The following is a 13,122-nucleotide window of genomic DNA, read 5'->3' as shown; positions in this document are numbered from 1 at the left end:
GCTTTCCGAATTATTATTAACGTGAGCCAGTGATGGACACGGTAATAAACAGAATTTGCTTGGTGACAATAGCCTTGTGGAACCACCTGATCCCATCCCGAACTCAGCAGTGAAACGCAAACGCGCCGATGGTAGTGTGGGGTCTCCCCATGTGAGAGTAGGTCATCGCCAAGCGCCTAATTTAGGTTAATGTGTAAGCGTTAACTTAAAGGAGCGGTAGTTCAGTTGGTTAGAATACCGGCCTGTCACGCCGGGGGTCGCGGGTTCGAGTCCCGTCCGCTCCGCCAACATAAAGAGATAAGCCTCATCGAAAGATGAGGCTTTTTTCGTTATGTTTTTTAATAACAAATTTACGTATTTATCCGATGTTTAGTAAGCGTCTAGGCAACTGCACCTACTTTTTAAAATTCCATGGTAAAATAACATTTATATTAATTAACTGCTCAACATTGCCCATTGTCTTAAGCACAATTTGCTCACCCTTTCTTTATTCTCAATGAAGCTATTCCATGCGATGGAGCATTCGTCATAACCACTAAAACAGCGATTGGCTAACACATTTTGGCGTAGCCATTGCCAGACTTGCTCTATGGGGTTGAGTTCGGGTGAGTAAGGAGGCAGCTTGAGGACAGTCAGATTATCAAAGTCGTCGGCTAACGCTTGTTGATGCCAGCCAGCGCCGTCCATAATGATCAGGGCGTGGCGCCCAAATGACGTTGCAGCAGAAATTAACTTTAAATGTTGGTACATGTATTTGCTGTTAGCATGTGGCAATAATCGCTTCTGTTGCGCCAGTTGCAGGACACACTGTGCCATATAAATACGCCGATTCAAACTGTTGCTGCCTTACTGCGCGTGGACGCGTCCCTTTCTTGGCCCAAATACGGGGGGTAGTATTTTGTTGACCAAATCTGGCTTCATCTTGAAACCAAACATCAATGCGAGCGAGCGCAACATGCCCCGGGGTGTCACGGATCGTTGCCATTAGGAAGTTTTTTAAAAGCTGCTTGCACAGCTTCCGATTGTTTCGGGTGGCGAGAGCGAGTGGTTATCCATAAAAAACCCAATTGATGAAGTAAACGGTAGATATTAGCTTGTTTGAATGTCACGCCAAATTCAGACTGAATAAAATGGCTGAGATCCTTAGCCATCAGTCTCCCGCCTTGCTCAGAGAGGCTTCGTTGCTGTACGAATGCTTTAGTTCATACTTTGCCAGGTGAGAAAGTGACGACTTATTAGATCATATAATTAAAGTAATTGGCATTATTCTACCTGCTTTTTATGGATAAATTGAACTGTTGTTAATCGTTTCTTTAGGCTACTAATTCTTATTTTTATACAACCAGTTAATTATTTACATGCAGATCTCGCTAACAGCGATAAGTCCTTTTGCTTAGTGATTAATTTCCCGTTAGCATATAAAACCAATTCCTATTAAAGGCTTTATGCCAGTTATGTTTCGTAAGCTTTCACTCGCGGTACTACTTCCCCTTTGCATGCTAACGCTATATTTAGTGTTAGTCATAGGTGAATACCTGTTTGAAAGTGAGCAGGTACTGGTGGAGCTTGCTCAACGACAGTCAGCACTAATTAAACAACAATTATTTCGTATGCAGAATGTGGTTCAATCAGCGCAATCTTCTCAGGATGTAGAGCGTATTGAGCAAGAGGTTGCTTTGACTGGGCTTGATACGAACACTATGGTTTATATCCTAGTCGATGCAGAGAGCCGAATTCGTTTTGCAAACCATACTGTGTGGCGTGATAGCAACGCGATACAAGTTATTGATGGTTTTGATGCCGCAAGACATCAAGTAGTGACTCAGGCTTTTCTTCCCCAGATTTTAGTTAACTTTCAACGCTTAACGATTCAAGCTTACTATCCTGTTATCCCGCAGTATGGTGGAGCGATAGATTTGATCTATTTAGAGTCTGATTTAGCTCCTCTGGCAATTGAAGCATCCTCAAAATTGCAGCAACGTTTTATACGGATTTGGGGGATTGGAGGTCTGCTATTAATCGGCTTCACCTTGATGCTATATTTTTTAGTCATTCGTCCATTACATATATTGAGTCAGGCTGCAAAAAATGTTGGAACGTCTGCTTTTTCTGTATTGATTCCTTGGGGTTCATCGGAGGTTTTATCATTAAAATCAAGTTTACAGCAAGCACATCAGCGGTTAGAGCGGACAGTTCAGCAACTCAATGATAGTGAGCTGCGTTGGCTATTTGCGGTGGAAAGCTCACGCAATGGTATTTGGGATTGGAATATTAGTACTGGTGAAGTTTTTCTTTCTGATCGTTGGAAGGAGATGATTGGTTATGCACCAGATGAATTGGCGGAGGTATTTTTGACATGGGAAACTCGTTTACACCCGGACGATAAACATAGTGTATTAGATGCTTTGCAAGAATACGTGAGTGGTAAGAGTAAAGAGTTTGAAAGTGTGCATCGTTTGCTACATCGAGATGGGCATTACGTCTGGGTACTGGATCGAGGCATGCTGGTCGATTGGGATCCTCAAGGCCGTCCTACACGTATGATAGGCATTCATATCGACGTGTCTGAAAGTGCAAAGAATCATGCCGCAATTACTGCGCTTGTCGATCAATCGGTCGCGGGTCGAAAGATGTTACCTGATGTCTTTATGGCGCGTTTGTCGCAGTTTTTAATCGAAGGAAATAGTGCCGGTCAGTGGGGTGCATTGTTCCTTGTTGAGATTGATAGTTTAGGTTTGGTTACAACATTGAGTTCACATGAATTAGAACGATTAATGACACAAGTTGTTGCTAGGTTATCGAGCTATTTCACTGAAAACGTTATTGTGACTTTGCTAGAATCAGGTCATTTTGTGTTACTTGCGAAGGATTTAGCAATAGATGCTGCTATTGCTGCGCGTCGCTCTTTAGCGATTGCCAGCGAGTTACGCCAAGTGATTGCCAGACCGTTTCATTATGGCTGTCATTACTTTGAGCTTAACTCGAATATCGGTATTTGTTTATTGGATAGTATAGAAATGCTAGATCCTGCTCTAGTCATGTATCGAGCTGAATTAGCCGTATTAAATGCTAAGAAAACCGATCAAGCAGGATGCGCTTTTTATCATTCAGAAATGGACTTACATCAGAGCCGCGATGAACAATTGTTACGAGAGTTACAGGAGGCATTAAAAAAAGAGAGTCTGACGTTAATGTTTCAGCCCGTGATGAATGTGAATAGTGAACTGATTTCTGCCGAAGTGCTTACTCGCTGGTATCGCGCTGATGGAGAGTATATTGCTCCTGCAGAATTTATTGCGTTAGCAGAGCAAGGGGCGATAATTACTCAGCTTGATCTTTGGGCCACTAAAAGAGTATGCCAATTTATTCAGCAATCGGAGCAGCAGGGCCGATCGTTGCCTACGCTAACGCTAAATATCAGTACATTCTCCTTTGGTCAGGCAGATTTTGTCGATGCATTTGTTACGCTCGTGAAGGAATATGAGGTTACCAACGAACAATTGGGTATTGAACTCAACGAGACGGCACTATTGATGCAGCCACAGTTTGTTGAGCAGCGAATTCGTAAGTTAGTTGATGCTGGTGTGAGTATCGTACTCGATCATTTTGGTTCTGGCTCGAGTGCCCTGAACTGCCTTGTTAACCAGCCATTAGCGGCGGTTAAGTTGGATATAAGTTGTGTTGAGTCGTTAATCAGCATGCCGCAAAGAGTGAATGCACTAATCGTCTCGGCACGGCAGTTCAATTTGCGGGTTATCGCTAAAGGTGTTGAATCTCCTGAGCAATATCAAGCCTTTGCTGAACTTGGCTGTGATAGTTATCAGGGCTATTTATTTAGCCGAGCACTAAACCAAACAGATTTTATTCAACTTGTTAATTCTTCCCTTCAGCGGCGTAGTGTGTAAAAAAATCAAGTACATTATTTAATGCTTGGTTGCGATAGGCATCCTTTTCTATAAAAATCTCATGAGCGGCACCAGTAATGACCTTTAATTGGCAATGGGCACTTACGGCGAGATTTTGAGCCGCATTATCAACAATTCTATCTTCACTAGCCTGTAATACCAGTATGGGAGTGTCCATTTGTGCCGTAGCTATAACGCAGGCATCTGCCGCATTTAGGGCTTCAATTAACCAACGGTTGGTGGGGGAGCCTAATTGCAATTTAGGCACTGCATCATATAACTCTCGGTAAGCTTGATATCTACTTTGGCAGTGAGTTAGCTCATTATTGTTGAATGATACAGGTTTATAATTTTGCCCTCCAAGCACATAGTTAGGCTCACCACCATTGAGCGTGCTATCAAGTTTACTAGCTAACCAACGCACGATTTTTTTTGGCATCGGTAATTTGATGCCATACATGGGTGCAGAAAAAGCAGCAGCCGTAAAAATTTTAGGATACTGTCTTAAATAGAGTGTACCAATCGCCCCACCCATAGAATGGCCGAGCAGCAGTAATGGTTTGTTGTTTTGTGGTAATACCTTTGTGTGTATAAACAACGCAAAATCATCGACATAATCAGTAAATTTTTGCACATGACCCATATGAGGATTGCTTGTCATCCGATCCGATAGGCCTTGGCCACGGTGATCAATAGCATAAACCGAGTAACCTTGTTGGTATAAGTCGAAGACTAATTCTTGGTATTTTAAATAGGATTCAACGCGGCCACTGCTGATGACGATAGTGGCATGTGCTTGTGGGTGCTCAACCATCATATAAGCCAGCGTGATACCATCGGCTGCGATCAGTGTGTCTTGCACAACGCTTTGCCAGAAAGCTTGTTGCTCTGAGGTATTTAAATCGTGTTCAGTTGAAAAAATCGCTTTGGCTTGGCTCATACTCAGTCGAAATCACTTGGTTTGAATGGTTTACTAGAGTGTAACAGACAACCATGGGAGTCTGAAAATACCGACTCCCATGGTTGTGATTAACTTAGCGTGTCGCCTTTTTAGCTTCAATAAAATCATTAATTTGCTGTTCGAGAATTGGCATAGGTACTGAGCCATTTTCGAGCACTGCATCATGGAAGGTACGAATATCAAACTTATCGCCGAGTTCCTGTTCAGCCTTAGTGCGTAACCGCTTGATGGTTAACTCACCAATCTTGTAGGATAAGGCTTGTCCTGGCCATGAAATGTAACGGTCAATTTCAGTGGTAACATTATGCAATGATAACGCGGTATTACTCGCCATAAAGTTGATAGCTTGCTGACGACTCCACCCTTGGGCATGCATGCCGGTATCAACAACTAAGCGCGCCGCGCGCCACATTTCATAGGTTAAACGCCCAAAGTTACTATAAGGATCTTGATAGAAACCCGCCTCTAAGCCTAAGTATTCGCAATACAGTCCCCAACCTTCACCAAAGGTAGAGATATAACCATAACGACGAAAGTCAGGGAGTGACGTTAGCTCAGAGTTGAGTGAAATTTGTAGATGATGACCGGGTACAGCTTCGTGCAAAGTTAGCGCTTCTAGCTCGTAGAGTGGGCGCTTATCTAACGCATAAGTGTTAACCCAATAGTAACCGGGTTCGTCATCGCTATTAGAGCCTGAATACCGTCCTGTGGTGTATTTTGGCGCAATTTCAGCGGGAACCGGCGCTATACCATAAGTTTTACGTGGGAGTTTACCAAAGTATTTAGGTAGCATTGCATCGGCTTTTTTAGCGACAAAGGCTGCTTCTTTGAGTAACTGTTCGGCACTGGTGGTGTAGAACTGTGGATCGGTCCGTAGGAAATGTAAAAAGTCGGCAAAGCTGCCTTTAAAGCCAACGGACTTGATGACTTGTTCCATCTCTTGACGAATACGCTGTACTTCTTTTAAGCCCAGCTCATGCACTTGCGCCGATGTCATATTTAAGGTCGTATAGTAGCGTACCCGATTTTCATAAAACTCTGCGCCGTTAGGTAAGCTGTTGGCGGCGATATTTTCCCGAGCATTAGGAATGTACTCTTGGGTCATAAAGTTATAAAAGTTTTGGTACAGCGGTAACACTTTTTGTTCAACTAAAGCGCGACCCTCTTGGGTTAGCTGAGCTTTTTGTGCCTCAGTGAAATAGCTGGGGTATTGCGTAAAAGGTTTGAAATAACCGCTATTTTCCACAGGGACGATATAAGCACTGATACTGTCTTCAAAGCCGTTAAGTGTCACTTTAGGTGGTGTTATTCCCTCGGCTAATCCTTGTTTTAGCCAATGAGTTTGCTGGGCAAAATAAGTTGGGAGTGCATTGAGTTTGGCAATATAGTTGTGGTAATCCTCAAGGGTGTTGAATCTACCTTGTGCGATTGACGTGATATAAGCGTGGAAACCACTTTCCGCCGTAATGGGCAAGTAATAATCTTTAAAGCGGTACAGGTCGACATCGTTTTGGATCTGATCTTCCAGTATTTGCGCGTTAATCCTATCTTCTTTACTCAAGCTGCTGCGGTCGAGTGCTTTGAGCTGTGCTAATACTGCGATTTGGCCTTGATTGAGCTTAGCGAGCGCCGCTGGCGAAAGATCTGCTAACTTTCCTGCGGCACTGGCATCACCCATGCTGTAAGCCATTTCAGGGCTCGCGCTGAGCTGTAATTGCCAACTTTGGTCGATAATAGCCTGTAGCGCGGGAGCAATGGGCTCAACTTGCGATTGGACTGCCGATATTGTTTGTGGCGCTACGGGTTGAATATTGTTTGTGGTTTGAGTGGCGCTGCAGGCGCTAAGTGCGCATATCAATAAACTGGGGGTTAAGAGTTTGTGCATGTAAGATCCCTGATATTTTAGTTATTCAAGTCATTATGCCTGATGGATACAGCTGTGCCTTGTATGGATATTAAGCAGAATTGTGACAGAATGTGAATTTAAATGCGTTTGGCGCATAAATGCCCCTGAAAATGCATGTTAAACTTAGTGTCCGCCCGCGACCAAATAACAAAAGCATTGGCTGGGTAGTTCAAATAGGGGTTAAATATGATTGATACATCCATTCCATTGGTAGATTTGCATCGTCACCTAGACGGTAATGTACGAGTAAACACCATTTGGGAACTAGGACACCAACACGGCATTGCGCTACCTGCCGATTCTTTAGAGGCTCTTGCTCCTTTTGTGCAAATTCAAGGCAAAGAAACTAGCTTAGTCGCCTTCTTAAAGAAGCTCGATTGGATGGTTGCCGTACTTGCAGATTTGGATGCGGTTAAACGCGTTGCCTATGAAAACGTCGCCGATGCGGCGTTGTCTGGCTTAGATTACGCTGAGCTACGTTTTAGTCCTTACTATATGGCCATGAACCATAAGTTACCGATTGAAGGCGTTGTTGAAGCGGTAATCGACGGCGTTAAAGCGGGCATCAAAGACTACAATGTGAAGATTAATCTGATTGGTATAATGTCACGCTCATTCGGTCAAGCTGCTTGTACTCAAGAACTTGAAGGCTTACTCGCCCATAAACAACATCTCGTGGCGATGGACTTAGCAGGCGATGAATTAGGTTTCCCTGGAGAGTTATTTAACGATCACTTTAAGCGTGTGCGTGATGCTGGCCTTGCGATTACGGCCCATGCCGGTGAAGCGGCGGGTTCACAAAGTATGTGGCAAGCGATTCAAGAACTTGGGGCTACGCGAATTGGTCATGGTGTGAACGCAATTCACGATCCTAAGCTGATGGAATACCTTGCTAAGCATCGTATCGGTATTGAATCTTGTCCAACCAGTAACTTGCATACTTCTACAGTGGCCTCTTATGCTGAACATCCTTTTAGAACCTTTATGGATGCCGGTGTATTAATAAGCCTTAATACCGATGATCCTGGTGTGAGCGCTATCGATATTAATCACGAGTATCGTATTGCTAAATCTGAACTCAAATTAACCGATGCTGAGCTCGCACAGGTGCAACGCAATGGCGTAGAAATGGCCTTTTTATCAGACAGTGAGCGCAAAGCGCTGTATGCCGCTAAGGCGTAAGTCAGTTTTAAGTGTTTGAAAAATTGGTCAATAAAAAATCCGACTCTAGGTCGGATTTTTATTATCAATATTAGCAACTGCGGCCATAGGCGCTTTAGATCACGCGCGAAAACTGTTGCTGACGTGCTTTTTGACGGTAATAAAGGTCAAAGCACATACAAATATTACGGATCAACAAACGGCCTGTTGGGCTGATAGTGATCTGCCTATCAACGATTTCAACTAACTGATCATTGATAAATGTCTGCATCAACTTAAGATCTTCAGCAAAATAGGTTTCGAAGTTAATCCCTAGTTTCTCATCAATTTTCGCCATATCTAATTCAAAATGACAAATCAGCTGCTTAATCACTACGCGGCGAATTTCATCGTCGCGGTTTAGGCTGCAACCTTTCCACAGAGCATGGCCCGCATTTTCTATAGCGTCATAATAAGGACGGATATCTTTTTGGTTTTGTGCATAGCAGTCACCAATCTGACTGATAGACGAAACGCCAAGCCCTAACAAATCGCATTCTTCTTGGGTGGTATAACCTTGGAAGTTACGGTGCAGTTTACCTTCGCGTTGTAATTTGGCTAACTCGTCATCGGGTCTCGCAAAGTGGTCCATACCAATATATTGGTAACCTGCACCTGTTAAGGTCTCGATAGTTTGGTGTAGCATTTCGAGTTTTTGTTTTGGGGAAGGCATATGCTCATCTTTGAGCTTACGCTGAGCAGCAAAACGCGCAGGTAAGTGAGCATAGTTAAATACGGATAAACGGTCAGGCGATAAATCTAAAACACGCTGCATAGTGACCGCAAACGTCTCTGGTGTTTGATGAGGCAAACCGTAGATTAAATCTATGTTGGTTGACACAAAGCCCATGGCTTTAGCTTTGGCCATCAGATCAAAAATAAACTGCTCATCTTGTTCACGGTTAACGGCAATTTGCACTTGTTTATTGAAATCTTGTACGCCGATGGAGATACGGTTAAAGCCGGCCTCCTTAAGAGTATCAAGCATAGAAAGCTCAATTTCACGGGGATCGACTTCAATCGAAAATTCGCCTTTATCTGCAAAATTAAAGTTGGCTTTAATTAATGCCGTTAGCGTAAGAATCTGTTCTGGGGTTAAGAAAGTTGGTGTGCCGCCGCCCCAATGCATTTGTGTCACACTGTAATGCTTAAACAGCGGCGCACGTTTAATAATTTCTTGGCTTAAGTATTCAATATACTGATCGGCTTTATGTTGATGACGAGTAATGACTTTATTACAGCCGCAGTAATAGCAAAGCTTGGCGCAGAACGGGATATGAATATACAGCGACAGTTTATCACTTTTGCTATGTTCAATAGCCGTGAGCAGGTTTTGTTCGGTGAATGCATCATCGAACTCCAGTGCCGTTGGGTAAGAGGTATAACGGGGACCGCTGTAGTTATATTTTTCGATCATCGATTGATCCCAGCTAATCTGAGTGGGCTGCTTCAAGATGTGTCCTCCGAGGGGTAAATTAGCAACAGGCGAAGTATGCAAGGTTCTTTAGTAAATAACCTTGATCTATGTTGTAAAAATGAGGTCTGTTTTTTTAGAAATGACACAATATCGACTAAACCATGACGTTTATCTGTAACTGATAGGTTATTTTGCGCGCAGGGTGAGATGAATGTTTAAAACCAGCCAAGGGGGGAGGTCGTGGCTAAGATAACGTTAAAGCTAACCTCAAAACTACCTAATTAAGCCGTTTTGAGGCTGAGATAGTAGTCGTTTAATGCATTGCTTTGGGTTGGTAGTCTGAAAGTTTTTTCGCATCATCGCTAATGCCTTGTTCTAATGCCGCTTCAGACTTCATTCTGATTAAGTCTAACTTCATTCTTTGCTGCTTTGGTAAGGCTTGTCGAGCATCCATAATGGGATGTTCTTTGATGAGTTCAAAGTGTTGGAATAGTGAAGGATACTCAGGAGCCACACGTTCACTTAAGGATAAAATTTCAAATAATCGACCAATCCGAACAACGCCTTCAGAGATTTCACAACGATCTTCAATCATTGCCGTCGCAATATAGCGGATATCATCTAAAACTTTAGCTCGTTTCGCGTTCGCAGTGACTTCTCGCTCCGCTTGTTCGGTCTGTTGACGTTTTTTTTGCTGTTTGAGTTTCAAAATTAAGAAGGCGGCATAGCTACTTAGCGCAACGATGATGATCAAACCGAGAGTAATAATAGCGGTAGGCACAAAGACTCCTTATATGAACGGCATAAGGGTCATAGTACAAATACTACAACCCCTATGGCTTAGCAGTTAGAACTTGTCTTGATAATCTTTGAGCAAGTCCGCACCGGATTCAAACTTATCGAACAACTCATCGTCAGACAAAGATTTAGCTGGAGATGAAGGCGCATCAGCATCCATATCGTCGCTAATTCCAAGCTTAACCATTAGAGTCTCAATTTTATTTAGCTGTTGATCTAACCATTTTTGGTCAACATCATTAAGATCGCGACCTTCTTCTAGCATATCTAGTAATTGGTTAAGTCTCGGATCTTCTTCCAATTTCAGCAGCTTTTGTTCGTCAGTCAGCTTAGCTTGCTTTACTTTAGACTGAACAGCTTTATCTGTTACCGCAGCAGCTGGAATCGCTAATGCCACCGGTTTTTTGCTGCCATGACGAGGATCTTTTTTCTTAGCTGCCTGCTGTTGCGGCGCTTGCGCTAAAATTAAGCCTTCATTATGGCGACTACCTGATTTATTACCTGATTCTTTCTCTTTGCGTTTGCCAGTAGCCACTGCGCGATCTTGCTTTTTCACTCTTGGCTGCAACTTAGGGCTGTTCTCGCCGCCCTTGCGTGTTTTCTTGCTACGAGACATGGTCTTCTCAATTGTTTACAACGTATGGCCCTGCAGACTAAGGTTGAGCTTATCTACAAGGTGCGAAATTAGGCCGAGTGTTATACCAGATTATGATGTTTTTTGCATCAAAACGAGATCCTTTGCGGCAAATAATAGCTCAAAATCGCTATTGTTTGCTAGGTACTCGAAGGTTTCTCGCTGGTAAAAGCTCACATGGGTAAGGTTGTTCTTATAATGCCACTTAGCAAAACCATCCAATTCAGTCAGTAATGGCGTGCTTATCGCCAACCAACCACCACAACGCAGTAGTCGAGTGAGTAAAGCCCACTCTTTTATTGGATACTGAAAATGCTCAAAAACCCGATAACAGCAGATAAAATCATATTCTTGTTTTAGAGCATCATGATTAGGAGCAAAAAAGGGATCATATTGATTTAATTTGTGGCCCGCATTTTCTATGGTTGCTAGGCTTTCGTTATCGAGAGTGCGTCCAAAATTCAGCCCCAATAAACTGCCAGCCTGTTGCTGCTCTAATTGTGCTAACAGCGGCAAAATAAATTGCGATAACTGTTTTTGCTTCGATGCAATACGTGAACGGCCATATCTTTGTTTCTCAGCCGCTGGAGGTAAATGGCTATTAGCATCGGCAAAGGTTAACTCACATGTCTTGCAGACATAAAAACTCCGCTTTCTATCTTGATAAAGGAGTCGTGTTTGACTGTTATGACAAAGAGGGCATCTGCGCATTGAGTCTGCTGAAATGGTGATTAAGGCTTTGATTGTACCAATTATATTGGTTGAGTGCACATTTTAGGCTTTAGCGGTGTGTTGCATCAAAGAAAAAAGGCGGCAGTTAAACTGCCGCCTTATAAAGGGTGCTTTAGCACCTTATCCTGATTCCAAGTATCCATACTTGCTATGCGACTTTCCCGGTCGGTATCCTTCTTTTTTTTACTGCTTTCCCTGCATTTTATTGTTAATGGTCTTCCAGACACTTTATTTTTTTCTGTTGCCATCCTGACCACAGTTTCCGTAGATAGTCTCGCGACACATCTTTTATAGCATCGTCGTCTTTGACGTTTAGTTAACCATCCTTGTTACTTAAGTATCTTCCAGTGATAACAAGCATCCAGCCAGTGCATCCTAAGCTTATCGCTTCCTTTGCTACAGTTTACATCGTGTAAACTGATGTCCTGATGGGGGCAAGTTACCCTGAGTGCAAGGTGTTTTGCTAGAAGCAAATTGGCGTTATCGGCCATCCCTTACAAAATAGTACTGACCTGGATCTCAAGTTGAAATCACGACTCTTGTTATTATTATATAGAGTGGTCTTAAGTATATTATTGTTATTAGTTGTCTTTATTCTTATATCTTGAATGTCAATGATACCGAAACCTGTGAGTTATTATTAATCTTTTTATACAAACAGATGGGTTTATCTCGGTACGGGGCTTATTAAACAGAAATCTGTGATCTATGTCAAGCACGAATCTTTGCAGTTTACGTCCACGTCAACTTGGTGGTGTAAAAAAAGGGTGACAGTACACCCTTTTAAAATTACTAAACTAAGATTACTTCAGAGTAGAAAGGTATTTAGATAAAGCATCAATATCATTATCGCTTAATTTTTTAGCGACATCTTGCATCATACCGTTCAGATCGTTATGACGACCCACTTCACGGAATTTTGTTAGCTGGATTTTGATATAACTAGCGTGCTGGCCTGCTAATGTCGGGAAACCAGCAAGCTCAGCGCCTTTACCATCTGGACCATGACATGCCATACAAGCAGTGATACCACGAGAAACATCGCCGCCTTTATAAAGTTTAGCGCCTAACTCAGGGACATCTTTTGCTTCAGCCACTTGAATCGCTTGGCTAGAAAAATATGCGCTAATATCGAGAATATCCTGATCGCTTAGAGGCATTGCCATGCCACTCATGATAGGATCCATACGACCATCTTTACCGCCCGTTTGTGCTGCACTACGGAAATCATGTAGTTGCTTTTGGAGGTAAGTGGCGTGTTGGCCCGCAAGTTTAGGGTACATATCGATCATACTGTTACCGTCCATACCGTGGCAGGCTGAACAGACAATGATTTTCGTTTTTCCCGCTTCAGCATTACCTTCAGCAATCGCAGGTGAAGATATGGCGGCAATTACAACAGACAGCGCAAGAGCTAGCTTTTTCATGGCGTTCCAACTTCTGGTTAAGATTATTATCCTGAGCTTACTAGGGTGACCCGCAAGCGTGGTAAAATATGATTAATGTGATCGGAGTAATATTTTACACGAAAACGTGGGAAAGTAAGTAATTCTTCATAAATTATGGTAT

At 42.9% G+C, this 13,122-nt stretch carries 9 protein-coding genes, 1 tRNA gene, 1 rRNA gene and 1 pseudogene; 4 read left to right on the top strand and 8 right to left on the bottom strand.

The features are described 5' to 3' along the window. The first annotated feature begins 58 nt into the window (after positions 1 to 58). Positions 59 to 174, top strand: a 5S ribosomal RNA gene (gene rrf, locus C9I43_RS15985). A gap of 36 nt (positions 175 to 210) precedes the next feature. Further along, positions 211 to 287 (top strand) — tRNA-Asp (locus C9I43_RS15980). A gap of 148 nt (positions 288 to 435) precedes the next feature. Here C9I43_RS15980 and C9I43_RS15975 read toward each other — a convergent pair. Next, positions 436 to 1,199, bottom strand: a pseudogene (locus C9I43_RS15975) (IS630 family transposase); the annotation flags it as partial. A gap of 255 nt (positions 1,200 to 1,454) precedes the next feature. On the opposite strand from C9I43_RS15975, the gene C9I43_RS15970 reads away from it, so the two are divergent. Further along, positions 1,455 to 3,905: a GGDEF domain-containing phosphodiesterase gene (locus C9I43_RS15970; RefSeq protein ID WP_107884468.1), complete on the top strand. Its 2,451-nt coding sequence runs from the start codon at positions 1,455 to 1,457 to the stop codon at positions 3,903 to 3,905. Here C9I43_RS15970 and C9I43_RS15965 read toward each other — a convergent pair. Then, entirely contained in the window at positions 3,874 to 4,845 is a 972-nt protein-coding gene (locus tag C9I43_RS15965; RefSeq protein WP_107884466.1) for an alpha/beta fold hydrolase, read from the bottom strand. The genes C9I43_RS15970 and C9I43_RS15965 overlap by 32 nt on opposite strands. Before the next feature lie 94 nt (positions 4,846 to 4,939). Beyond that, positions 4,940 to 6,751 (bottom strand): DUF885 domain-containing protein, encoded by a 1,812-nt coding sequence (locus C9I43_RS15960; protein ID WP_107884464.1) that lies wholly within the window; start codon positions 6,749 to 6,751, stop codon positions 4,940 to 4,942. 207 nt (positions 6,752 to 6,958) lie between these two features. Between C9I43_RS15960 and add the strand changes: the two genes are divergently transcribed. Then, positions 6,959 to 7,954, top strand: a complete 996-nt coding sequence (add, locus tag C9I43_RS15955) for an adenosine deaminase (RefSeq protein WP_076501443.1) — start codon at positions 6,959 to 6,961, stop codon at positions 7,952 to 7,954. A gap of 94 nt (positions 7,955 to 8,048) precedes the next feature. On the opposite strand, the gene hemN is transcribed toward add, so the two are convergent. The 5 genes from hemN to C9I43_RS15925 form a co-directional block, all read right to left on the bottom strand. Continuing rightward, positions 8,049 to 9,425, bottom strand: coding sequence for an oxygen-independent coproporphyrinogen III oxidase (gene hemN, locus C9I43_RS15950; protein ID WP_076501440.1), 1,377 nt, complete (start codon positions 9,423 to 9,425; stop codon positions 8,049 to 8,051). A gap of 277 nt (positions 9,426 to 9,702) precedes the next feature. Next, a complete protein-coding gene (locus C9I43_RS15945; RefSeq protein WP_107884460.1) occupies positions 9,703 to 10,170 on the bottom strand; it encodes a DUF2489 domain-containing protein in 468 nt (155 codons plus the stop codon). A 66-nt stretch (positions 10,171 to 10,236) separates the two neighbouring features. Further along, positions 10,237 to 10,803 carry a Der GTPase-activating protein YihI gene (yihI, locus tag C9I43_RS15940; RefSeq protein WP_107884458.1) on the bottom strand — a complete coding sequence of 189 codons (567 nt, stop codon included), beginning with the start codon at positions 10,801 to 10,803 and terminating at the stop codon, positions 10,237 to 10,239. 90 nt (positions 10,804 to 10,893) lie between these two features. Then, positions 10,894 to 11,532, bottom strand: coding sequence for a class I SAM-dependent methyltransferase (locus C9I43_RS15935; RefSeq protein ID WP_107885179.1), 639 nt, complete (start codon positions 11,530 to 11,532; stop codon positions 10,894 to 10,896). 824 nt (positions 11,533 to 12,356) lie between these two features. Continuing rightward, positions 12,357 to 12,980: a c-type cytochrome gene (locus C9I43_RS15925; protein ID WP_076501431.1), complete on the bottom strand. Its 624-nt coding sequence runs from the start codon at positions 12,978 to 12,980 to the stop codon at positions 12,357 to 12,359. Positions 12,981 to 13,122 lie beyond the last annotated feature (142 nt).

The organism is Shewanella morhuae (assembly GCF_003028295.1).
Taxonomy (GTDB): Bacteria; Pseudomonadota; Gammaproteobacteria; order Enterobacterales; family Shewanellaceae; genus Shewanella; species Shewanella morhuae.
The sequence above is the reverse complement of the archived record's forward strand: the minus strand, read 5'-3'. Positions and strand labels throughout refer to the sequence as shown.

Bases quoted from the DNA above. Each gene is read 5' to 3' on its own strand.
- C9I43_RS15965 (WP_107884466.1), bottom strand. From the start codon at position 4,845: ATGAGCCAAGCCAAAGCGATTTTTTCAACTGAACACGATTTAAATACC.
- add (WP_076501443.1), top strand. From the start codon at position 6,959: ATGATTGATACATCCATTCCATTGGTAGATTTGCATCGTCACCTAGAC.
- C9I43_RS15925 (WP_076501431.1), bottom strand. From the start codon at position 12,980: ATGAAAAAGCTAGCTCTTGCGCTGTCTGTTGTAATTGCCGCCATATCT.
- yihI (WP_107884458.1), bottom strand. From the start codon at position 10,803: ATGTCTCGTAGCAAGAAAACACGCAAGGGCGGCGAGAACAGCCCTAAG.
- C9I43_RS15970 (WP_107884468.1), top strand. From the start codon at position 1,455: ATGTTTCGTAAGCTTTCACTCGCGGTACTACTTCCCCTTTGCATGCTA.
- C9I43_RS15960 (WP_107884464.1), bottom strand. From the start codon at position 6,751: ATGCACAAACTCTTAACCCCCAGTTTATTGATATGCGCACTTAGCGCC.
- C9I43_RS15935 (WP_107885179.1), bottom strand. From the start codon at position 11,532: ATGCGCAGATGCCCTCTTTGTCATAACAGTCAAACACGACTCCTTTAT.